Source organism: Vibrio sp. 10N.261.54.E10, assembly GCF_002877735.2.
Taxonomy (GTDB): Bacteria; Pseudomonadota; Gammaproteobacteria; order Enterobacterales; family Vibrionaceae; genus Vibrio; species Vibrio crassostreae_C.
On the sequence record NZ_MCXE02000001.1, the window covers coordinates 1,400,894 to 1,423,876 of the forward strand.

Consider the following 22,983-nt stretch of genomic DNA (forward strand, 5'->3'; position numbering starts at 1 on the left):
AACATAATATACATAATACGCAGTCATTGTGTTAGAGCAATTTAGTAATGTCCGGTTTGAGCCATTTTAAAATGTCCTCCTAAGCTTACCTATATTGGTCTGCTTAGGAGTTATCCGGATGCTTATTACTATGAGTGAAAAAGATATTCAGCGATTCAAGGTGCTTACTGACGTACGTGAAAAACGACTACGTCAAGTTGACGCTGCTGTCATTTTGAATCTGTCTGCGCGTCATATCCGACGTTTGGTAAACCAACTTGTCTCTCTTGGCGCTCAAAGTCTTACACACGCAGCGCGTGGACGCCCAAGTAATCGACGCTACTCAGAACATTTCAGAATTGAAATACTGAAACTTATCCGTGAGCATTACTCTGACTTCTCACCAACGTTCGCTCTGGAAAAACTGACTGAACGACACAATCTATCCGTCTCTAAAGAAACACTCCGTCAATGGATGATCGCCGACGGACTGTGGCTTCCACATTCACAACGCAAACCTCGAGTCTATCAGCCTCGTTACCGTCGTGATTGCTTGGGTGAACTTATCCAAATTGACGGCTCCCATCATGACTGGTTTGAAGGCCGCAGCGACAAATGCTGCCTATTGGTGTTCATTGATGATGCGACTGGCCGTTTGATGAACCTAAGATTCAGCGAGACAGAATCCGCATTTGACTACATGTTGACCACGCGTGAATACCTCAATGAGCACGGTAAACCCATCGCATTTTACAGTGACAAGCACTCAATTTTTCGAGTGAATCAGGAGAAACACAAACAAGTTGGCCAAACTCAATACGGGCGCGTGTTGAAAGAACTGGCCATAGAACTCATCTGTGCCAACAGCTCCCAAGCCAAAGGCCGCGTTGAGCGAGCCAACCTCACGCTGCAAGACCGACTGGTTAAAGAGATGCGCTTACAAGGTATCGACACCATCGAACAAGCCAACGCCTGGCTTCCCTACTTCATCGCCGATTTTAACCATCGCTTTGCTAAGCCCGCTCAATACCCAAAAGACATGCATCGTCCGGTTCGAGAGTCCAAGCAAGAACTCGACGATATTTTCAGTTGGCAAGAAACCCGCAAGCTCTCAAAGTCGCTGACATTTCAATACGATAAGGTTATTTATCTCATTGAACCTACTGAAGAAAACAGCCGACTAGCGCACGAACATGTCAAGATACTCGACTACCCAAACGGTGAAATCGCCATCCAATACGGGCATCGAAAACTCGAATTCAAAACCTTCGACAAACTCGAGCACGTTCAACAAACCCAAATCGTCGACAACAAACGCCTCGGCCAAGTTTTAAAATTTGCTCAGCAACAACAAGAAGAATTCGAACAACAACAGCAACGAACCCGCAGTAAGAAAGCCCCCAAGCGCCGTGCACAACAAAGAGCCCTTCAAACAGCCCCTCGAGCCATCAACCCTGTCCTCATCGAACCATTCAAAGCCTCCAGTCGAAAGACCTAACAACGGGACATTTCTATTTGGGGCAAATGAGGACATTTTAAAATGGGATTGACACATTGTATGTGAAATCTGAGAGGTTTCAGTGCCTGTTACTCGCGTAATTTTACGTACAGCGCCGCATGAATCTATCTATTTAATTACTGGCTGGCTTTGACTCCGCGTTAATTGGATTAAATCGTGATGGCTTTATCACATGTCTGCTCAAACTTAATTAAGACTTCTAATTACGGATGCCTCTCCAAAGTTAGTCCAGAGTCTCTGCTGGTTGAGTGTTAAAAGCTATTACCCTGATTTTGCTTACCAAAAGAACCTAGATGATTAACGCTTCCACTAACTCTCGGTCTATTGTCCGTACTACCAATAAACTGAAAAGACTTGGTTACTCTTGTTCGCTAGATTTAACGGTCCCAAAAGACCAAGCGAACTCCCGAATCATCTAGTCTTGTTTACCTATGTTGGCTTGTTCTTCACCAAATTGAATCAACTATCAACGTCATCAGTAACATCCGTACTCGTTTTTCAAACCACTAACTTTGAATTTTCTGATGCCCAACGGTCATTGTTACCAAACTGCGTTGCCATCCAAAACGAACTTCTATAAACGACTTGGCTAATCGTAAGTTACAGTGCAACATAAATTCTATTAACCTCTGTCTGGACTATATTAACTTGTCTCATAACTGCGATAATGACACTTCTATTACCAACAAGTCTTTAAAATCAGATCTTTAGGCTAGTTCTCAATTAGTTAGAGTATCTTTTGTTTGTTAACATATTCTGGAACAGAATAACTTATTATCTTAGAAGGCTTTACATGAAAATCAGTACAATCGCCCTATCGCTATTCACCGCTTTTTTTGGCATCAGCTCGCAGGCGCTTGCTAGTGAAAACGAAAACTCACCTAGAGAGCATGGTCATTTTTATGCTGGTGTTGATATCGGCTTTTATAATGAAACTGAATTAGAATATCGTGGCAGCGCCATTGAAGATTCATCTGATCTATCAGACTTTAGCTATAACTTGGTTGGAGGCTACGAATTCAATACACATGATGTCGTCAAACTGGGGCTAGAAGCCGAGTACCGAAAAATCGGAAAAGTTAGCTATAACGACTTAATGGATATTGAAGGCCATGCTTTCTTCGTAAACATTAAACCAAAGTTTATTGTTGAAGGTGACGTATTAGATCTGTATGTATCTTTATTAGCCGGTGTTGGCTCTATGGATATGGAAGCGAAAGCTTTTGGAGTATCAGACTCTAAGTCTGAAGCAGCCTACCAAGTTGGTGCTGAGCTTGGTGCGATGGTAACAGACAACATCGATATCCATATTGGTTACCGCTATGCAAACGTTGAAATTGAATCCATCGATGTGTCACCTCAAACCGCTTACCTAGGTGCAAGGTACCACTTCTAAACTTGATTCACTCGTAGGCTCAATACTACTAAAGCCGTCCTTTTAAAGCTCGGCTTTAATTTTAATCACCTATTTCCCTACTCGACCTCTACTTTGACAAGACAATTCAACCATAAATAAAGTTACGTTGTATCTTCTGTAAAAAGTTACAACTTGAAAGCTTTGCCCTAACGCAAAATAAACCACTTTAACAGGCTACTATTTCGTGTTTAAATTTTGATCTATCAAACAGTTATACGAATAAATTTGGTGATTAAGCAATCAAATGCTATGCATTCAATCCTTAAAAATAAATTAAAGTGTTAACATCAGGCAATTTTGTAAACTAGGTGTTTGATATGTTGCCTAAACTTTATAAGTTCAGATCGCTCCACGACAGAAACATACAATCTATTTCCGAGTGTTCGTTGTGGTTTGATTACGCTAAAACTTTTAATAACCCTTTTGAATCTAACCACGCATTCAACAAAGAGCTTCAACAAAACTTTAAGATCATGTGTTTCTCTCAGTCGAACGACCACCCAATACTATGGTCGCAGTATGGTGACAACTTTAAAGGCATGTGTATCGAGTATGATCTCAACTGCTATAACGGCGAGGCCAATCTCAACTGTTTTGAAGTCCAGTATGAAGACGAACCGAATATGTTCCGCCCGGCATCGCTAAGAGGTTTACAAACATCAAGACTGGGAGCTGAGATATTCAAAATTAAGCATTCTAATTGGCGTTATGAAAAGGAATACCGCTGGGTATTACCTGATGACGAGATGATCGGAAATAAACTCTACCTTAATAGAGAGTGCCTAAGCTCGGTGATTCTGTCAGAGCACGCTCCTGCCGACAGGAAATTGAAAGTTCTGATGACTTGCCAGCGCCTTGGTATCCCTGTTAAACACGCAATAGCAAAGCAAGAGTCGTTTACCTTCGAAGTGGTCAGTTAAGTAGAGTGTAATCCTACTGTTTAGCGCCAAAACAAGACATTCACATAAAGTTACAGCGCAACAAAAAAGAGAGCGACATTAATGAGACTCTCTCTTTTTATTACATGTTCACCGTAAGCTTTCCCAGTACTTTATCTTGCATCTGCTCAATCGTCGCGATAGACATTTGAACAGTTGAAAACCAATAAGGTCGGTGCTTAACGTTAAATAGTTCACTATTATCTAACGCCTCGAAAACAGAATATTTTCTACCTTGAGCCAAAGCTGCACCATAAACCGTTCGCTCAAGTACTGGAATGTCATTCACTTCCTCTAGAAGTGCCCTCTTGATGAACTGATTTCCAGAGCTCCAATCTATAAATTCAACGAGGTTTTTTAGTAGCTTAAGCTCTAGCTGCTCGACCATTGATTCAAGAAACTGTGTGTTTGGCATCACCTCAGTACAAGCATAATATTCGTCATGCTTGTCACTTGCTTCACGATAACCAAGCATCGTTTTTACCAATGCGTCTTCAAACGTTGAAGAAAAGTGGTTACAAATTAAAAACAAAGGCAGAACTCTCAACACACCAAGTAAAATGCCTACGTTAGGATCTTTAACCGACGTTTCTTGAAGTCGAATTCGAGTCGCATTTGACGTCACGACCAAGTGTTGCCAAACCTTAGGTGTGATGTGTTTAATGTTGCCATCATTCCACTTAATCAGCTGTTGACTCATTAACAATGGGAACAATAAACGACAATTTTCTATTCCTATTTGTCGTGCTGCAACTTTTGGATCGAGAATTACCTTAGATTTCTTTCCATATTTATCTGCAAACTCTTGATTGGAAACAAACTCGATTAAACTTGAGCTCAATGGCCTACTTTTCGCGGATATTTCATGGAGTTTGGAAAAGTTTAAAGATGGCGAATACGCAACACTAGCGAACTGATTGTAATCGGGTAAGTCTGAAAACAACGAACTTATTAAGGTACCTTGAAGCTTCTCAAGCATTAGCGCAGAAGCGGCATTGCTGACATCATCGATAACGTATCGTAAGGTTTGTTGCTTCGCGTCGACTTTTTCACGATGAGCATTGACTCTATCCTGCTCGCAGCGCAATAAAATACGTTGATTGTGAGATATGCGGTCAGATTCATCAAATATGACACTATCACAATACCTATTTTCCAAACTTAGTAACGTGTCTACTGTAGATTGTGCGAGCTTATATTCAGGTGAGATTAACCATCGATTAAAGCGAGCTTCAACATTGATTGAGACCTTCCTTGAGATCTCAACTACTTCAGGGGTATAACTTTTATTTGCTAACAACAACCGTGACTTTCCTTTGCCGTAAATGCTCTTGTATCGGCATATCCTGCCTTTATAACAAAACTAATATTAATAGAAATTAGAGATTGGTTCACGAAATTGTTTCAATAAAATTAAGGATATTTAGTTATAGTGCGTTGAGAGTGGCTAGTGTGTGATATGTAGCCGGATATACTTTTCTGGAAAGCTGTATTTGAACCTTTTCTTCGTCGGTAGGTGTTTTTTCGCCTGCTTGCAAACTTTACTATCTCCAGACGTTCTCACCTTTTTGATTCTTGCATAACCTTTAGAGTGCTTCATCTCAATCATCAGATCGCAATAACCCTCGAAATCAACATTACTCTTGTTGAGCCCTTTCATGACGGTGACTTTTATCTTTTTAGCTACAGGATTAACCAATGCATCGTCGGGAAAAGCGACTGGGGATAAAAAACATAATAGTAATACTAGATATCTCATACTGCTCTCTCTTTGTTGAGGGTGAGAACAGTATGCGGAGATTTAAGAGAAATGAAGGATTAACTTAGTATGAGGATTGACCAGCTAACGCGTAACTCTCAACGATTACGCTTTCTTTGAGCCTTTAGACTTAAAACCATTATGCGGGAACACGTTACGAATACGTTGCTGTACGTTTTTAGGAACATCTTTAGTGAACTTGAGATTGTAACCAGAACGTTTTGCATACACTTTTAGCTCGCCTTTAAAGGTATTGTTATGACCAATCTCTTGAAGGTTGTGCTTAAAGCTCGGTGGAAGATGCCCTTTAACTTGTTCGATCGCCCCGTCGCTAAATTTAATTTTCAATACCGGTCGGTCGACTGCTACTAACCAAAAAACTAATACCGCACCGATTAAGATTACGTACATCATAATGTCACCACTACTGTTGATGGTTATTTATCGTCAGAAAGGAGCTTGCTTAAGTCTTCTTTGAGGCTAGTCACCGTCTTGCTGGCCTGCTCACTACGAGACGCTTCGCTAACCAAATACTCGATGGCATCTGAGAGCGTACAACCTAGCTCGTTCGCACGTTGAGATAGCTTTTCCCATACACGGTAATCAAGGTCGATTGATTTCTTCTTTGTATGAACTTGTTCAGCATTGAAGTGGCGTTTTCGCTTAGCTCTGATCGCTTGTTTAAGCTTGTTATCGAGCTCAGGAGACATGTTGTTAGATATCCACTCAGGGACACCTGTAGGTTGGTGTTCAAGCTTCAATAAGGCTTTAACAGCAACGTCAGCTTCACTTGAATCTATGTGGCAGGTGATCGACTCGCCTTCTTTCCATTTTTTGACCAGATAGTTCCATTTCCAACCACATTCCAAGTTTTCAAGTTGCTGATATTTCATGTCTAATCTCGAGAGTTAATCCTAGTGACAGCGTAACCCAAAATAGGCTATTTAACAATTATGATCTTGAAAGAATAGACCAAGATCATACTTATATTAGCTTAGTGATTAGTAACTACAACATAGAGCTACAAGCGAGATCGGTTTTTCTATATACTCCCTACCTCATTATCATAATCAGAAACTTAAATGACTCAAGTAGATTGGCGACATGTTACGCCTCAGTACGACGAATATAGCGCTCAATTAGAGCAATTCCCTGACATCTCGCCTTTCCCGTTTTCAGATATTCAACATAGATTCAAAGATGCGCTAACCCGCTTTGTCCGTTTGTCTAACCTTTCGCGTGTTTTACTTGTAAACGCTCCAGACAATTCGATCTATCGTCAAATGATTGTTGAATCTCTAGTCACTGCTTTAGATGATCACACTCTACCGGTTATAAAAACTGAGTCTTTAAATGCTGTCTCTCTGTTTGACCAAGTTCAGTCAAAAGACGGTAAAGTTGTAGCGACAAAGCCCGGCCTACTGGCTAGAGCAAACAACGGCTATCTGATCGTTTCAGCAAACTTGATCTTGGCCAACCCAGGAAGCTGGTTACTGCTTAAATCAGCACTGCTTGGTGAAGCCGTAGAACCAATCAGCAGTAATCCAGAGCACTTGAACCAATCCCCGACTTTGCCTTTGACTTACAACATTAAGTTGATTGTTGTTGGAGACAGAGCTCAACTAGGTGACCTTGATTACCTGGACAGCGATATTCAAACCGGCTTTTGCCTATTTAGCGAAATTGAACAAGATATCAAGCTCTCTGAAGAGACTTTGACTCAATATCTTGGTTACCTTAAGTGGCTTCAACAACGCTATGAATTGCCAACCATCACGCAACAGGCGTTGACGGGCATTCTTACTGCCGGAGCAAGAGAAACGGAAGATCAAAGCTATATTCCATTATGCCCTATTTGGCACAATGCATTATTGAACGAAGCTCTGATTGAAGCCGACAATGGTGAGATTGATATTCACCATATCCAACAAGCTCAACAGCACAAATATAACCGCGAATCTTACCTACCAGAACGCGCCCTTGATGATATTCGTGATGGCCAAGTCATTATCGAAACTGAAGGTGAACAAGTTGGTCAAGTTAATGGATTGACGGTCATCGATGTACCGGGACACCCAATATCGTATGGTGAACCTGCACGAATTTCCTGTGTTATTCACTTTGGTGATGGTGATATTGCCGATGTTGAGCGCAAAGCCGAGCTGGGTGGTAATCTTCATGCTAAAGGCATGATGATCATGCAAGCATTTGTGAGCAGCGCACTAAACCTTGAAGATCCATTACCATACGCAGCTTCCGTAGTATTTGAGCAGTCTTACTGCGAAGTAGATGGCGATAGTGCTTCTCTTGCGGAGTTGTGTTCTCTGGTTAGTGCTTTGTCTGAATACCCTATCAATCAACAAATTGCGGTTACAGGTGCAGTTGACCAATTTGGACGTGTGCAAGCTGTTGGCGGGCTAAACGAGAAAATCGAAGGCTTCTACCATGTGTGTAAGCACAACGGCTTAACAGGCGAACAAGGAGTGATCCTTCCAAGATCGAACTTAAGGCATCTTGCACTAAAGCCTGACCTTATTGAAAGCATTAAGAATGAAGAATTCCATATTTGGTCTGTGTCTAATGTAGACGAAGCAATTCCTCTCATTATGAACAAGCCATTTAGAGACGATGAACAAGAAAGCGTTCTGAGTAAAATCGCGGAACGTATTGAAAACTTTGAAAGACATGAGCACCCTATTGGAATCGTTGGACGCATTAAAAACTGGTTTGTCTAGTACTGATCGGACTTGTTTAGCGTACACCTGTTCACTAATATGCACCTATCAAAAATCGGAGTAATTGATAATGCAAAACAAACGTGATTCTTACACTCGCGAAGAGCTTCTAGCATCAAGCCAAGGCGAACTATGGCCACAAGGCCCTCAACTACCAGCACCGAACATGCTAATGATGGATCGCATCACTAAGATGTCTGAAACTGAAGGTGATTACGGTAAAGGTTTAGTTCTTGCTGAGCTGGATATTACTCCTGACCTATGGTTCTTCGATTGTCACTTCCCGGGTGACCCAGTAATGCCTGGTTGTCTAGGTCTTGACGCAATGTGGCAGCTTGTTGGCTTCTACCTTGGTTGGGTTGGCGGCGAAGGTAAAGGCCGTGCTCTAGGTGTTGGCGAAGTGAAATTCACTGGTCAAATTCTACCTACTGCGAAAAAAGTAACTTACGAGATCCACATGAAGCGTGTTGTTAACCGTCGTCTAGTTATGGGCCTTGCGGATGGTCGCGTACTTGTTGATGGTAAAGAGATCTACGTTGCTAAAGATTTGAAAGTTGGCCTTTTCCAAGATACGTCAGCATTCTAATCTAATAGTTAGATTTTTAGTAAAGCAGCCCATGGCTGCTTTATTTTCGTTCCAATAAATTTAGTTATAGTGCATTAAAGTATCCCGTATTAAGCTTGAAACAGGATAAATCCACCAGCGATACGCTTATGATAGCGAAACTAGAATGCTACATAGCTCTGGGAGTCTTTGTGTTGTTCTGAAACTAACAAGGCTCCAGCCGTTGTAATCAACAGACAATGGAGCCCTGACCTTGAATTCTTTACGCCCTATCTACTTATAGAGACCTGATTGCTTGTCATCTTTGGCGTCACGCCATCCACCTAACCAATAAGACCGAGAATCCATTTGGCTATATGGGCAAGCTTCTTGCGACCGTCCATTTAAACCAGCCTTGTAGCCTTGAGATTGTGCTCGTTCTAGTCGATCACGCTTTTGTCTCTTCATAGTGCAGTCCTCATACGGGTGTTACATTTACTAACATACAATGATTACAACTTTACGGAGTTTTTGTGACTCCAACTTTAAGAATCGAACAATTTTTTACTTTTCTCAAGGCGAAAAAAAGCCCGAATTCAGAAATGTGAACTCGGGCTCAAGAGATAAAATTATTTAAATTTTCTACGGAACCCTAATAGACCAAGAACAGTCAAAGTTAACCAACCTAGGCTACCACCTTGACGATCAACTTTCTCTGAGTCGGCACTACGAGTTTGGATATCAGCTTTAGTTGCACCGGCAATTGGTACAAGCTTAACTGCAACAACCTCTTCTACCGCGTTAGATGACGCGCCACCACAGTATGAGTTGTGAGACGTTGTGTCATACGGTTGAGTCGTTCCTCCAACTGTACATTTGATAGCAGTAGCAGAGATCACACCAGCATCGTTAATGTCAGTAGCATCAATAATTCGGAACTTGTTGTTCTCTCCGGAAACATTACCATCATTTGTTAGATCATCTAACCACCAAGCCTGACCGTTAAAGATGTCTACACGACGAGCTTCAGTTGATGAAGACACGTTATAAGGATATATAAAGCCTCTGTGTCTTCTTTCACTACCATCAACCTCACGAGTGGTTTCTGCATCTATTTGGCCAACAAACTCATTAAAGTTGTTAACTGCTTTAGCTTCACCGCTCGAACCACCAAAGAAGATACCACCAGACAAGTACGTTGCTGTTGGGTTTTTGGCATCGGTTACAACGAAAGGCTTATTACCTGCACTACCACTCTCTGGTACATAACCATTACGCTTAGAATAACCAACAGCGAACAAATTATCGTTGATGTCAGTCGCTACAGAGTTACTGTATCTAGCATCGTCATTCGATGAACCAGATTTTACCTCTGCGCCGCTGATAATTTTAGTTTCCCAAGTAGCACCGGTAATGTCTAATGAGTCACTTACAAAGACACTTGCATTCATGTCTTGTAGATCACCATTACCATTCACTGTATCGAAACCTACGCCGTATAACTTTCCTGAGTTTTCCGCAAGGCCACGCATGCTTCCCTGAGCAAAGTAGTCTCCAGTTTGGGGGATATCACCTTGCTTCCAAATAAATTGATGAACTTCTCCGTCTTTCCAGATAGCAGCTTTAGAACTGAATGTCGTATCAGAAGTAACCGTTTTAGGTCCCTGTACCGAAATGCTACCAAAATTGTAAACGATGTCTGTAGTACCATCATTAACGGTTAGAGCGCCCCAAGCACGTGATTCAGATGAGGCTGTAAGAGGCACTGTTGTAACCGCATTATAACGAATATCGTTACCGTTTGACTTAATACCAAGTGGTGCACCTGATTCATCCAGAGCAGTAATTGCTACATTATAAGGACTTATGGAGCTACCGTTATCAATAAAAGCTTTCGCGTTTACATAACTAAGGTCGCTTTCTTTACTCCAAGTAGCCCAACGATTGTCGGCCCAACTTTCACAAGTAGAATATCTAAGCTCGCGGTAGCAGTAGTTTTCAAAGTCATCACGTTCTTGAATGTATTGGAACGGTGCATCCATAGCAAACGGAACTTCTTCGCGATAACCGATTCCATCAACTGCATTGCGAGTTTCACCAGCCAATTTAAAGCTATCACATGCAACTCCGCCAACGGTACCAGTCGTAAAACAACTTTCAGTGTCTGTAACTGTTGCTGGCTGAATCGCTACACCAAAGATTTCAGATGCACCTGTAATCGAAGGCGTTACTTCAACTACTTTGTAAAGTGCAGCGTTGGCATTAGTTGCAGCCAAAACTAGAGCTGCAACTGTTGTTAATTTAAATTTAGTACAAGTCATTATTACTTCTTAACTTTCCTGTTGTAGTGCCTCGAGCTCTTCCCAGCGCTCAAAAGCAACTTCAAGCTCCTGCTCTGCTGCAGATAGCTTATCTAAAACTGGTTGTGTCTGCTCTACAGATTTTGAAAAGAAGCTTGGATCGTTGACTTCTTCCTGAAGAGTTTCAATTTGAGTTTCCAATTCTTCCAAACGCATTGGTAGCGCTTCTAGTTCTCGTTGTAGCTTATACGATAACTTCTTAGGTTTAGCCTTAACTGGCGCAGTTTTGGGAGTTTCCTCAACTACTTTCTCAGGCTTTGATGGCTTTTCAACCTGTCGGTACTCTAATGCTTGCTTTCTTTGCTGCTGAGCATCGTGGTAACCACCAACAAATTCTTCAATAACGCCATTACCCTCAAAGATCCAACTTGTCATCACTGTGTTATCAACAAACTGACGATCGTGACTCACTAAAAGCAGCGTACCCTGATAGTTGGCAAGCAAATCTTCTAAAAGTTCCAAAGTTTCGATATCTAGATCGTTGGTTGGCTCATCGAGAATCAACAAGTTGTTCGACTTAAGGAAAATACGCGCCAATAACAGACGGTTTTTCTCACCACCAGATAGTGCTTTAACAGGAGTGCGAGCACGTTTTGGAGAGAATAAGAAATCTTGTAAGTAGCTTAGAGCATGACGCTCACGGCCACCTACGGTCACTTCTTGCTTACCATCCGCGAGGTTATCAATTACAGACTTCTCAGGGTCTAGAATTTCGCGGTATTGGTCAAAGTAAGCGACTTCAAGCTTAGTACCACAATGCAAACGACCTGAATCAGGCTTAAGCTGGTCAAGAAGCAGCTTAAGTACCGTACTCTTACCACAACCGTTAGGACCAATCAGAGCGATACGATCGCCACGCATGATGTTGAAGCTGAAGTCCTTAACAATTTCTTTGCCTTCAAAGCCAAAGTTAAGATTCTCAGCTTCAAATACAATCTTGCCTGAACGCTGGCCATCGTCGATTTGGATAATCGCTTTGCCCTGCACTTCACGACGGTTCAAACGTTCTTCACGTAGCTTCTTAAGCGCACGAACACGGCCTTCGTTACGAGTACGACGAGCTTTAATGCCTTGACGAATCCAAACTTCCTCTTGAGCAAGCTTCTTATCAAATTCAGCGTTTTGCATTTCTTCTACACGAAGCGCTTCTTCTTTCTCAACAAGATAGTTTTCGTAATCACCCGGGAAAGAGCTCAATTTACCGCGATCAAGATCGACAATACGTGTTGCCATCGATTTAATGAACGCACGGTCATGCGAGATAAAGATGATTGAACCGCGGAAGTCTTTCAGGAAACCCTCTAACCATTCAATGGTCGCAACATCTAAGTGGTTAGTCGGTTCGTCAAGTAGAAGCACGTCAGGGTCACATACAAGCGCACGAGCAAGTGCTGCTTTACGTTGCCAACCACCAGACAAATCCGTCAGTTTGGTTTCTGCAGTTAGCTTAAGCGCCGCCAATACGTTGCTTACGCGATCTTCAAAGCGCCATGCATTCGCATGATCCAATTGCTCTTGAACACGAGTAAGACGATTTAGGTTCTTTTCACTAGGGTCAGTACCGATGAGATCCAGAAGATCATGATAGATCTTCAGCTGTTCACCGATTTCAGCTAGGCCACCAGCAACGTAATCATAAACGGTACCTTGCTCATTGCGCGGTGGATCTTGCTCAAGGCGCGACACAACCACATCTTGTGTGATTTGCATCTTGCCGTCGTCCATGATGATGTTCCCAGACAGGATTTTCATCAACGTAGACTTACCAGCGCCATTGCGCCCTACTAAACACACACGTTCGTTTTCTTGCAGTGCGAAGTCCGCACGATCTAATAACGGGTGATCGCCAAACGCTAATTGCCCATTATGAATTGTAAGTAATGCCATTCTTCTTTAACCAATCATTAAGTTCTAACAAGCCAAATGGCCAGTTAAGCTCTGAGCTTTGAGAAAGGTCAGAGCTTTCAAATTTGAGCACCGGAATAGTGACCCCGTAACGGGAAAAGAGCTCATCATCAAATGCAATGTCAACAACGTTGACGTGATGGCTAATGTTTAACTGTTCCGTGAGTTGGAATGCCATCTCACATAGATGGCACCCTTCTGTACTGTAGAGAGTCAGCACTATATATCCTTATACGATCTCTTAACTACTTATGTGTAATCAACCAGCAGTTATGAATGTGCTTATTGCGAGAGAAGTCCAATGGAAGTGTCTTCGCTGAGATATTCTGAGCCTTAAGACCTAACTCATCTAGAGCTTCCAAGTCCATTTTGAAGTGACGCTTGTTGTTAGAGAACACAATCGTGCCTTCTTCACGAAGAAGACGTTTAAGGTTTTCCATCAGCTGAATGTGATCACGTTGAACATCGAAAGATTGATCCATACGCTTTGAGTTAGAGAACGTAGGTGGATCGATAAAGATCAGATCATAAGAACCCTGCTCTTTAGCTAGCCATTGTAGACAGTCAGCTTGAACAAACTGATGTTGACGACCAACACGACCGTTAAGCTCCATGTTCTCTTTCGCCCACTCTAGGTAGGTATTAGACATATCAATAGTAGTTGTAGAACGAGCACCACCCACAGCAGCATGAACAGATGCACTTCCTGTATAAGCAAACAAGTTTAGGAAATCCTTACCTGCGGCCATCTCACCGATACGACGACGAGTGATCTTATGATCTAGGAACAACCCGGTATCTAGGTAATCATGAAGATTAACAATCAGCTTAACGCCATACTCGTTCACTTCTAAGTTCGATGAGTCTTGAGCCAATTTCTGGTATTGAGAACGGCCTTTCTGTTTCTGACGAACTTTAAGCACAACGTTGTTTGCTTCTACGCCTGTTACTTGAATAGAAGCACGGATGATATCGGTTAAGCGACGTTTTGCCTTCTCTTCCGGTACATCTTTAGGCGCTGCGTATTCTTGAATCACAAGGTGACCTGGGTATACATCAATCGCTACATTGTATTCTGGTAAGTCCGCATCGTAGATACGGTAACAATCTAATTGCTCTTTCTTAGCCCACTTGCCAATTTTACCGATGTTCTTTTTAAGACGGTTTGCGAAGTCAGGAGCAATTAACTGTTCTTGCTCGCCCGTTGGACGTTCTGACATCGGACGATCTGAAATTGAGTAGTTCTTTTGGTGACACGGTAACGCACCGTTATTCAATTTGAACTGTTTGTCTGCACGCATGCGTAAGCAGCTTAGTAGCTCGTCTGAGCTAGAGAAGATAGATGCGTTACAGCCACCAAATTCAGCTTTGAGCTGTGCACCGAATGCTGTGTAAAGTGCAATAAGACCCGGCTCGGTACCAAGACGTTCACCGTAAGGCGGGTTAGAAACAATCACACCATCAGTAAACTCTGTAGGACGCTTAAGCTTTGCAGCATCGCCTACTTCGAATTCAATCAACTCTTCAACACCGGCACGACGAGCATTGTCACGCGCAGTTTTGATCATACGTTCATCATTGTCGTAGCCATAGAACTTACATTCTACTTTCTTAACGCCACGACGGCCTTGGACGTTCGCTTCTGCTTTAACTTCAGCCCAAAGCTCAGGCTCGAAATCTTCTAGTGATTCAAAACACCACTTCTGACGTTTAACACCCGGTGCTAGGTTTGCAGCCATCATTGCAGCTTCAATCACTAACGTACCTGAACCACACATAGGATCTAAGAAAGGTTTCGTTGCATCCCAACCACTACGAAGAAGGATTGCAGCAGCTAGTGTTTCACGCAGTGGTGCTCGACCTGATTCAGGACGGTAACCACGTTGGTGAAGACCGCTACCTACCATATCAACACCAAGAATCGCTTTATCACGGTGTAAACGAACGTGGATACGAATGTCTGGGTTCTCTTTGCTAATAGAAGGACGAGGTAAAGACTTCTTCTCAAAGCAATCAACAACGGCATCTTTTACTTTCATCGCACCGTATTGGCTATTACGGATTTCGTTGTTCGTACCATTGAAGTCAACAACAAAACGCTTAGAGCTATGGAATTGATTTACCCAGTTAACCGCAGTGGTTGATAGGTACAAATCCATGTCGTCCATACAAGTGAATTCAGAAAGGACACGTACAAATCGAGAAGCCAAACGGCTCCACAAACAACAACGATAAATTTGCTCATTGGTCGCTTTGAATTTAACACCTGCTTGAACAGGTTTTGCGTTTGTAATCCCTAGTTGGGTTAGTTCTTCAACTAATAAATTCTCAAGGCCGTTTGAGGTAACCGCTAGATATTGATTCATAGTGTTCTTTTATTGATAAAAATGAGTTCGATTATACCTGAATTTGTAACTAGAGCATCACACTAAACACGTCTTTTCATTGAATCTTTCGACTAACTGGCTAGCAAATGCACAGTCTTGAAGCGATCGCTTACCCACATCCCCTTAGAACATAAGACCTATCAAACCAACTTCATTTCTGACCACTTATTAACCAAAGTAGCAATGTGAATTTATATTCACCTCAAAACTGGTATATACCAAAGGAGGTTTATGGATGAAATTTAGCTACAAAAGACCAAAAACAGGGAATAAAGACGGTAGATTTACTCTTCTGGCGATGAAAACGGGCAGAAATTAAGGTGAAAAAATAGTCGTAAGTTCACTATTTAAATGGTTAAGCCGTGATGTATTTATCAGGATGAGGTTTTTTAGGCACAAAAAAATCGGCTAATGAGCCGATTCTGAGGAAGGTTTATACGTTTGTGTGCTGCGATGCGTGGTTGAAATGATGTGCTAGATTAGAGGTTAACCTACCATCGCTATGTGTGTCTGATGAAGGATAGCGTTCGCGTCTACCATTCTATCGTGCATCACCTTGATTGAGTCTCCAAATCGCAGTCCTTTTGAAGGCGTTAACAGGAACTCTTCTAGGTCAACAAATGCACATAGGCTCGCACACTCTCCCACTTCTAATACAATGAAATACCCTAAGCTATGCTCGTTATTCATTTGTACAATATCCCCTTCTTGAGGATATTCATGGCCAGTGCCTTGTGAGTCGAAGAACCAACTCTTAGGCTGTACAGGCTTATGGAAACGCTTTGCTGCCACACAATAGAGTGCTAATTCAGCTTGACGAGGCTCAGACAGTTCTAAGCCAGAAATTTGTTCTTTGAAGGTTTGGTATGAAGATGCGTCATCAACGGTGAATTCATTATCTCGAAACGCGCAGTCCACCAGCTTATTGCGGACCAGATTCGTTTTGAAAATCATATCCTCTCCGAGGTTTAGCATTAATGAACATTGCTGCTCATCGTAATACCAACTCCATGTATCGCTAGGTTTAAGCATCATTTCGTCTCACACTGTTGAACCATTCCATTAGGTAAAACGCAAAATTACCTTCAATTACAGTAATTTTACTGAGCAATAGGCAAAAAAAAAGAGGAAATGAATTCCTCTTTCTTGTCGCTTTTCTCTACAACTCAGTGAGTTACAGTGTCTCTTTTATTAAGACGATGCCAGATTGTCGCTTTTCAGAAATAAAAGCGTCTTGCCGTTTAAAGATTTTTAACGATGTCACCTACAAGGCCTGGACCTTTGTAAATGAAACCAGAGTAAACTTGTACAAGCTTAGCGCCTGCCATCATTTTCTCTTTTGCAGCAACATACGAGTCAACACCACCTACTCCAATGATCGGCAGTTTGTCACCCAGCTCTTCGTGAAGTTTACGAACTACTTCAGTACTACGAGATTGAACAGGACGTCCACTTAGGCCACCCGCTTCATCACAATGTTTCATACCTTCAACGATTGAACGATCCAATGTTGTGTTTGTTGCGATCACACCATCGATCTTATTTTTGATCAATGATTCACAAATTTGGCGAATTTCGTCGTCGCTTAGATCCGGAGCAATCTTAAGAGCAAGAGGAACATATTTACCATGCTTCTCTTCCAGTTCAGATTGTTTCGTTTTCAGTTCAGACAATAGATCGTCTAGAGCTTCGCCGTATTGTAGAGAACGAAGTCCTGGAGTGTTTGGTGAAGAGATGTTCACAGCAATGTAACCAGCGTATTGATATACCTTCTCCATACAGATCAAGTAATCTTCAGCGCCCTTTTCAATTGGTGTGTCTTTATTCTTACCAATGTTAATGCCTAAGATGCCATCGTAGTTCGACTTCTTAACATTCTCAACAAGGTTGTCGACGCCTAGGTTGTTAAAACCCATGCGGTTGATGATACCTTCAGCTTCAACAAGACGGAATAAACGAGGTTTGTCGTTACCCGCTTGCGGACGTGGAGTCACTGTTCCTACTTCTACGAAACCAAAACCCATTGCGCCAAATGCATCAATACATTCGCCGTTTTTATCTAGGCCAGCAGCAAGGCCAACTGGGTTTTTAAAAGTAAGACCCATGCACTCTACAGGTCGGTGAGGTAATTGTTGGCGATACAAAAGATCAATAGGTGTGCCTGTGAAGCGCTTGAAATTTTGAATTGCAAGATCATGTGCCTTTTCGGCATCAAGTTGGAAAAAGCCAGTTCTGGCTAGACGGTAAAGCATTGTGCCTCCGATAGAAAAAAGCCCCGTGTAAACGGGGCGCTATTATTTACTTATTTACCCAACTATTCAATCTATTACTGTCTGTAAGGGTAAGATAATCAAGTTTGCTAACGAATGAGGTTCATTATTAAGCAAACGTTATCGTTTCTTCAAGTTATTAAGCCATTTCTAATCTCAACCTTAGTACAGCCATCAGGTCACTTAACAACAAACAACGTTTGCGTCGAAGTTTGTTCTTCAAAAGTCGTTAGGCCTATTGTTTCCACTTTACCGAAACGAAAAAGGCAGACCTTTTGGCCTGCCCTTATACTTTTTCGTCTTATCTAGTAACTAGTCTTTTGACATGCAGTTTAGATTCAACAGCATCAATTCACGCAGTGCTACTGAGAACTTAGCAAACTCATGAACAGAACCTACTTTGAATTCGTTTAGGATGCTTTCCCAACGATGTAGAGAAACAGAATTACTTTCCATCCAGTCATCAAGCGCTTTAATCACATCGATATCTGAAGCACAACCACAGTTAAGTACTTGACCAGTTAACTGGCGTTGCTGCCAATCCAGATCTTCTCTGAATGCTGCACGCGCCAGTGCTTGCCAGTTGTTGTCTATAGCTTGGCCATTGATTTGCTTCAAGAACCAGTGCAGTGACAAACGGTCGCCTAGGTTGAAGTAAAGCTTAGACGCTTGCTGTACTGTTTTACCTGTTTCACGAGCCACTGTAGATATATCCAGTGCTGAGTACAGGCTAGACAAACGAGCCACTGAATTAGCCAGCTCAGCGTTTACACCTTGGTCAATCCATACTTGAGCCATTGCTTGATGCTCTTCTACTTCTGAAGCCACTAGGTTTTCATCCAGCTTCTCAGTAATTGCGACGACATCACCTTGGTAAAGCTCAATCAATGCATTCACTGACTGTTTACCGGTACGGTTTCTTAGCAACCAGCGTGCTAGACGACGAAGCGTACGACGTACATGGTAAAGCAATTCGTATTGAGCTTCAGAACTTGAGATGTTGTCCAGTTCACGGATGCTCTTCAATACCTTACCCAGGCCGTAGATTTCACGTGATGCCGCGTAAGCATTCGCAATATCAACAATGTTCGCGCCCGTCTCTTCTTGCAAGCGAGTCACGAAGTTACAGCCCATCTCGTTAACCATTTGGTTAGCAAGCGCAGTCGCAATGATCTCTGCACGAAGTGGATGGTTATCCATGTGCTGAGAGTAGTTACGGCGTAACTCTGTTGGGAAGTATTGCATCAGTTGTTGAGCATGGAACTCATCATTCGCAATGTCATCACTCACAAGATCTTCTTTTAGAACCATTTTACCGTAAGCGATCAATACTGATAGCTCTGGTCTTGTTAGTGCTTGGCCCTGCTTCTCACGTTCTAGCAGCGTTTCGTCATCTGGGATGTATTCCAAACCACGGTCTAAGTACCCGGCTTTTTCCATTGTGTGGATAAAGCGGATTTGCTCTTTCACTAAGCCTACACCTTGATGCTCAGTAACAGAGATAGACTCAGCTTGGCAGTAAGCGTCGTCTAGTACGATTTCACCTACTTCATCTTCCATAGATTCAAGAACTTGGTTACGTTGCTTAACGGTAAGATCACCATTAGACACCAAGCCATTCAAGAAGATCTTAATGTTAACTTCGTTATCCGAGCAATCTACACCACCAACGTTATCGACAAAGTCAGTATTAACTCGACCGCCCGTTAGAGCGTATTCAATACGACCCAATTGAGTCATACCCAAGTTACCGCCTTCACCAACAACCTTAGCTTTCAGGTCACGGCCATCGATACGTAGCACGTCATTTGCACGGTCACCCACATCGGTATGAGTCTCACTAGAAGACTTAACGTAAGTACCAATACCGCCGTTCCAAAGTAGATCAACTTTCATAGACAAGATCGCTTTGATCAAGTCGTTTGGTGCCATTGATGCTTTCTTGGTACCCAGCATTTTCTGAATTTCAGGTGTCAAAGAGATAGACTTCGCTCGGCGAGAGAAGATGCCACCACCTTGAGAAATCAGGTCTTTATTGTAATCTTCCCAACTTGAACGAGGCAGATTAAACAGACGGTCACGCTCTACCCAGCTTGATGCTGATTCTGGATTCGGGTCAATGAAGATGTGCATGTGGTTAAACGCAGCTTGCAAGCGAATGTGCTTAGATAGCAGCATACCGTTACCAAATACGTCACCCGCCATATCACCCACACCAATGGCAGTGAAGTCTGTGCTTTGACAGTTAATACCCATTTCGCGGAAGTGACGTTTAACCGATTCCCAGCCACCTTTCGCCGTGATACCCATGGCTTTGTGGTCGTAACCGTTAGAGCCACCCGATGCAAACGCATCACCTAGCCAGAAGTTGTACTCTTCAGCTACTGAGTTCGCTAGATCTGAGAATGTCGCGGTGCCTTTATCGGCTGCAACAACCAAGTATGGGTCATCTTCATCGTGACGAACAACGCTCTTAGGTGGGATAACCTCACCTTCAATGATGTTGTCTGAAACGTCTAGCAATGCACGGATGAAGCGCTTGTAACAACGTTGACCTTCAGCAAAAATCTCGTCTCGGCCAGACATCATGTGTTGACGCTTACAAACGAAACCACCTTTAGCACCAACCGGTACGATAACCGTGTTCTTAACTTGTTGCGCTTTAACTAGGCCTAGAATCTCAGTACGGAAGTCCTCTTGACGGTCTGACCAACGTAAACCACCGCGTGCTACTTTACCGCCACGTAAATGCACACCTTCAATGTCTGGTGCGTAAACGAAGATCTCAAACGCAGGAACCGGCGCAGGGATATCTGGAATCTCGCTTGGTCTCATTTTCAGAGCCAACCAAGGTTTAGACTGCTTATTCTCGTCTACTTGGTAGTAGTTAGTACGAAGCGTTGCAGTGATCATTTCCATGTAGCGACGAATGATACGATCATCATCCAAGCTTTCTACATGATCCAACTGTTCAGTGATCTTCTTAATAAGATCTTGTTGGCCTTTTACGCTGCCCTTCAGTTTCGGGTCAAAACGCTTGCCGAATAGGCTCACTAGCCCTTTCGCTAATTCTGGGTAATGAGACAATGTGTCTTCAATGTATTGTTGGCTGAATGGGAAACCAACTTGACGCATGTAACGAGCATAAGCACGTAAGATTGAGATTTCACGGCCAGAAAGACCAGCGCCAAGTACTAAGCGGTTGAAACCATCGCTGTCTAACTCACCCGCCCAGATTGCCGCAAAGGCTTGTTGGAAAAGATCGCGAGCTTCACGAAGATCAATGGTCTTATCGCTCTTGTGCAGCATAGAGAAATCAAGGATCCAATAGGTCACACCGTTGGTTTTACGCACTTCATATGGAGATTCACCGATAACGCGTAGGCCAAAGTTTTCAAGCATTGGCATAACATCAGAAAGGTGAATTGGCTCATCGCTGTGGTAGAACAACTTCAAACGAACGGCTTTTGAATCTGCCGCTTCTTCTTGAGGACGGTAGAAAAGCATACCCAGTTTGTTGTCTTCACTTAGCGCTTCTAAACGTTCAATGTCGGCAACAGCAGAACCTGGCATCATGTCTTCTTTGTACGAACGTGGGAATGCACGCATGTACTCTTTCGACAATGGAAGACCTTTGCTTTCACCGAAGTTTGCAATGATAGATTCAGACAGACGGTCATCCCACGTAGACGATACTTCCATTAAATTTTGCTCAATTGTTTTCACGTCCACATCCATGTTGTTGTTATCAACACGAACAATATAGTGCGTTCTTGCTAGCGGGCTTTCAGAGAAGTACGTTGTAAATTCAACCTCTTCTTCACAACCAAAGTACAGTTTCAAGATGCGCTGTGTTTGGCGACGAAGCTCAGTGTTGTAACGATCTTTTGTTACGTAAACCATGCAGCTAAAGAAACGACCAAACGGGTCTTTGCGAACAAACAAACGCAGGAGATCGCGATCTTGCATTTGTACTACGCCCGTACCGACTTCTAGTAGCTCTTCTTCTCGAGCTTGCAGCAGTTCATCACGTGGGTAGTTTTCAAGAATGTTGTGCAGCGCTTTGTAAGAGTATGAACCTTCACGGTAACCACTCGCATCCAAAATACGTTCTACTTTCTCGCGAACAAGAGGAATCGTTTCAACGGTTTGGTTATAAACGGCAGATGTGTAAAGACCAGTAAAGCGGTGCTCACCAATGACCTTACCGTTCTTATCGAACTTCTTAATACCAATGTAATCGTTGTAAGCTGGGCGGTGAATGCGTGAAGCCGTGTTGCCCTTGGTTACGATAAGCACATAAGGCTTTTTCGCTTCAAGACGTGCCGAATCAGAAAACTCAGATAGCTTAACGTTACGTACACGATCTGAGTTCGCAAACAAACCAAGACCTTGCTCCTTGGTCGGTTGCAGTTCAGTGTCGCCGTTAACTGAAACTAGGTCATATTCCTTATAACCCATGAATGTAAAGTTGTGTTCACCTAACCAACGAAGAAACGCCAACGTTTCATCAAAACGTTGGCCATCTACAGGAATGCTCTCTTTCTGCTTTTCTACTTGATTGGTTACTTCTTCAAGTCGTTCTACCATCTTCAACCAATCGTTCACAACTAAGCTAGTATCGGTAAAGATATCCAGTAGCTCCGTTTTAAGAGCTGTCATTTCAGCTTTACTGCTAAGACGGTCAACCTCAATATGGAAAAGCGATTGGAATGCACCTTCGTTATTGCTTACACCGACAACACTGCCCTTATCTGAGCGAGAGATTTGTGTTGGGTTATGAAGCATAAGGTGAGAAGAAAGGTCTAGGCGAGTAAGTGCCATTTTTACGGAATCAACAAGGAATGGGCTGTCTGGAACGACTATCTCAACGATAGTATGAGTAGACTGCCAACCTTGACGACTTACCGTCGGGTTGAAAACGCGTACAGAGATTTCGTCGGCTTTCTTTTCATTGATGTGATGCCATAAGCTAACTACAGCACCGTATAAATCGGATTCGTTTCTCTGAGTCAGATCGTCGTGAGAAACGTTACTAAACAAGTGTTGAGCAAGTTGAGTTACGAGAGGTCGATGAGCAAGGTCAAGTTTGTCTTGAATCAGCTTGTAAACTTTTTCAAGTAAAACTGGAACCACAGTTTCACGTGCGGTCATAGTCACACTCCACAAT

The 22,983-nt window shown here is 42.7% G+C and carries 17 protein-coding genes; 5 read left to right on the plus strand and 12 right to left on the minus strand.

Features of this window, described 5'->3' with window-relative positions; genetic code table 11:
- Window positions 1–130: 130 nt before the first annotated feature.
- The 3 genes from BCU07_RS06300 to BCU07_RS06310 all read left to right on the plus strand — a co-directional run bounded on the left by BCU07_RS06300 (window position 131) and on the right by BCU07_RS06310 (window position 3,835).
- Window positions 131–1,477, plus strand: coding sequence for an ISNCY family transposase (locus BCU07_RS06300; protein ID WP_102427886.1), 1,347 nt, complete (start codon window positions 131–133; stop codon window positions 1,475–1,477).
- An 814-nt stretch (window positions 1,478–2,291) separates the two neighbouring features.
- Window positions 2,292–2,894 carry a porin family protein gene (locus tag BCU07_RS06305; RefSeq protein ID WP_017059668.1) on the plus strand — a complete coding sequence of 201 codons (603 nt, stop codon included), beginning with the start codon at window positions 2,292–2,294 and terminating at the stop codon, window positions 2,892–2,894.
- A 338-nt stretch (window positions 2,895–3,232) separates the two neighbouring features.
- A complete protein-coding gene (locus tag BCU07_RS06310) occupies window positions 3,233–3,835 on the plus strand; it encodes a DUF2971 domain-containing protein (RefSeq protein WP_017059669.1) in 603 nt (200 codons plus the stop codon).
- A gap of 100 nt (window positions 3,836–3,935) precedes the next feature.
- Here BCU07_RS06310 and BCU07_RS06315 read toward each other — a convergent pair whose 3' ends face one another.
- The 4 genes from BCU07_RS06315 to matP all read right to left on the minus strand — a co-directional run bounded on the left by BCU07_RS06315 (window position 3,936) and on the right by matP (window position 6,505).
- Complete coding sequence (locus BCU07_RS06315; RefSeq protein ID WP_102428954.1) at window positions 3,936–5,156, minus strand: hypothetical protein; 1,221 nt, start codon at window positions 5,154–5,156, stop codon at window positions 3,936–3,938.
- Between the two features lie 144 nt (window positions 5,157–5,300).
- Window positions 5,301–5,612 (minus strand): hypothetical protein, encoded by a 312-nt coding sequence (locus BCU07_RS06320; protein WP_017059671.1) that lies wholly within the window; start codon window positions 5,610–5,612, stop codon window positions 5,301–5,303.
- A gap of 105 nt (window positions 5,613–5,717) precedes the next feature.
- Window positions 5,718–6,026, minus strand: coding sequence for a DUF3634 family protein (locus BCU07_RS06325; RefSeq protein WP_017059672.1), 309 nt, complete (start codon window positions 6,024–6,026; stop codon window positions 5,718–5,720).
- A gap of 23 nt (window positions 6,027–6,049) precedes the next feature.
- The gene (gene matP / locus BCU07_RS06330) at window positions 6,050–6,505 is read right to left on the minus strand and encodes a macrodomain Ter protein MatP (protein WP_102321156.1); all 456 of its coding nucleotides are present in this window, start codon (window positions 6,503–6,505) and stop codon (window positions 6,050–6,052) included.
- A gap of 189 nt (window positions 6,506–6,694) precedes the next feature.
- On the opposite strand from matP, the gene BCU07_RS06335 reads away from it, so the two are divergent.
- Both BCU07_RS06335 and fabA read left to right on the plus strand, forming a co-directional pair.
- Entirely contained in the window at window positions 6,695–8,347 is a 1,653-nt protein-coding gene (locus BCU07_RS06335; protein WP_048615970.1) for an AAA family ATPase, read from the plus strand.
- A 70-nt stretch (window positions 8,348–8,417) separates the two neighbouring features.
- The gene (gene fabA, locus BCU07_RS06340) at window positions 8,418–8,933 is read left to right on the plus strand and encodes a bifunctional 3-hydroxydecanoyl-ACP dehydratase/trans-2-decenoyl-ACP isomerase (RefSeq protein WP_017059675.1); all 516 of its coding nucleotides are present in this window, start codon (window positions 8,418–8,420) and stop codon (window positions 8,931–8,933) included.
- Window positions 8,934–9,185: 252 nt separating this feature from the next.
- On the opposite strand, the gene rmf is transcribed toward fabA, so the two are convergent.
- The 8 genes from rmf to BCU07_RS06380 form a co-directional block, all read right to left on the minus strand.
- Window positions 9,186–9,359, minus strand: coding sequence for a ribosome modulation factor (gene rmf, locus BCU07_RS06345; RefSeq protein ID WP_017059676.1), 174 nt, complete (start codon window positions 9,357–9,359; stop codon window positions 9,186–9,188).
- 161 nt (window positions 9,360–9,520) lie between these two features.
- Window positions 9,521–11,212 carry a DUF3466 family protein gene (locus BCU07_RS06350; RefSeq protein ID WP_102428953.1) on the minus strand — a complete coding sequence of 564 codons (1,692 nt, stop codon included), beginning with the start codon at window positions 11,210–11,212 and terminating at the stop codon, window positions 9,521–9,523.
- 9 nt (window positions 11,213–11,221) lie between these two features.
- The gene (locus BCU07_RS06355) at window positions 11,222–13,138 is read right to left on the minus strand and encodes an ABC transporter ATP-binding protein (RefSeq protein ID WP_017063849.1); all 1,917 of its coding nucleotides are present in this window, start codon (window positions 13,136–13,138) and stop codon (window positions 11,222–11,224) included.
- Window positions 13,116–13,376 carry a glutaredoxin family protein gene (locus tag BCU07_RS06360; RefSeq protein WP_019823251.1) on the minus strand — a complete coding sequence of 87 codons (261 nt, stop codon included), beginning with the start codon at window positions 13,374–13,376 and terminating at the stop codon, window positions 13,116–13,118. Before BCU07_RS06360 ends, BCU07_RS06355 begins: the two co-directional genes overlap by 23 nt.
- A gap of 25 nt (window positions 13,377–13,401) precedes the next feature.
- Window positions 13,402–15,522: a bifunctional 23S rRNA (guanine(2069)-N(7))-methyltransferase RlmK/23S rRNA (guanine(2445)-N(2))-methyltransferase RlmL gene (gene rlmKL, locus BCU07_RS06365; RefSeq protein WP_102428952.1), complete on the minus strand. Its 2,121-nt coding sequence runs from the start codon at window positions 15,520–15,522 to the stop codon at window positions 13,402–13,404.
- A 507-nt stretch (window positions 15,523–16,029) separates the two neighbouring features.
- The gene (locus BCU07_RS06370) at window positions 16,030–16,578 is read right to left on the minus strand and encodes a cell division protein ZapC (RefSeq protein WP_017063848.1); all 549 of its coding nucleotides are present in this window, start codon (window positions 16,576–16,578) and stop codon (window positions 16,030–16,032) included.
- A gap of 206 nt (window positions 16,579–16,784) precedes the next feature.
- A complete protein-coding gene (gene pyrD, locus BCU07_RS06375) occupies window positions 16,785–17,795 on the minus strand; it encodes a quinone-dependent dihydroorotate dehydrogenase (RefSeq protein WP_017063847.1) in 1,011 nt (336 codons plus the stop codon).
- A 330-nt stretch (window positions 17,796–18,125) separates the two neighbouring features.
- On the minus strand, window positions 18,126–22,967 hold the full coding sequence (locus tag BCU07_RS06380; protein ID WP_102428951.1) for an NAD-glutamate dehydrogenase: 4,842 nt from the start codon (window positions 22,965–22,967) through the stop codon (window positions 18,126–18,128).
- Window positions 22,968–22,983: the final 16 nt, after the last annotated feature.

Excerpts from the sequence above, each read along its gene's own strand:
- BCU07_RS06300 (WP_102427886.1), top strand. The coding sequence starts at position 131 with ATGAGTGAAAAAGATATTCAGCGATTCAAGGTGCTTACTGACGTACGT.
- BCU07_RS06305 (WP_017059668.1), top strand. The coding sequence starts at position 2,292 with ATGAAAATCAGTACAATCGCCCTATCGCTATTCACCGCTTTTTTTGGC.
- BCU07_RS06310 (WP_017059669.1), top strand. The coding sequence starts at position 3,233 with ATGTTGCCTAAACTTTATAAGTTCAGATCGCTCCACGACAGAAACATA.
- BCU07_RS06320 (WP_017059671.1), bottom strand. The coding sequence starts at position 5,612 with ATGAGATATCTAGTATTACTATTATGTTTTTTATCCCCAGTCGCTTTT.
- BCU07_RS06325 (WP_017059672.1), bottom strand. The coding sequence starts at position 6,026 with ATGATGTACGTAATCTTAATCGGTGCGGTATTAGTTTTTTGGTTAGTA.
- matP (WP_102321156.1), bottom strand. The coding sequence starts at position 6,505 with ATGAAATATCAGCAACTTGAAAACTTGGAATGTGGTTGGAAATGGAAC.
- BCU07_RS06335 (WP_048615970.1), top strand. The coding sequence starts at position 6,695 with ATGACTCAAGTAGATTGGCGACATGTTACGCCTCAGTACGACGAATAT.
- fabA (WP_017059675.1), top strand. The coding sequence starts at position 8,418 with ATGCAAAACAAACGTGATTCTTACACTCGCGAAGAGCTTCTAGCATCA.
- rmf (WP_017059676.1), bottom strand. The coding sequence starts at position 9,359 with ATGAAGAGACAAAAGCGTGATCGACTAGAACGAGCACAATCTCAAGGC.
- BCU07_RS06350 (WP_102428953.1), bottom strand. The coding sequence starts at position 11,212 with ATGACTTGTACTAAATTTAAATTAACAACAGTTGCAGCTCTAGTTTTG.
- BCU07_RS06355 (WP_017063849.1), bottom strand. The coding sequence starts at position 13,138 with ATGGCATTACTTACAATTCATAATGGGCAATTAGCGTTTGGCGATCAC.
- rlmKL (WP_102428952.1), bottom strand. The coding sequence starts at position 15,522 with ATGAATCAATATCTAGCGGTTACCTCAAACGGCCTTGAGAATTTATTA.
- BCU07_RS06370 (WP_017063848.1), bottom strand. The coding sequence starts at position 16,578 with ATGATGCTTAAACCTAGCGATACATGGAGTTGGTATTACGATGAGCAG.
- pyrD (WP_017063847.1), bottom strand. The coding sequence starts at position 17,795 with ATGCTTTACCGTCTAGCCAGAACTGGCTTTTTCCAACTTGATGCCGAA.
- BCU07_RS06380 (WP_102428951.1), bottom strand. The coding sequence starts at position 22,967 with ATGACCGCACGTGAAACTGTGGTTCCAGTTTTACTTGAAAAAGTTTAC.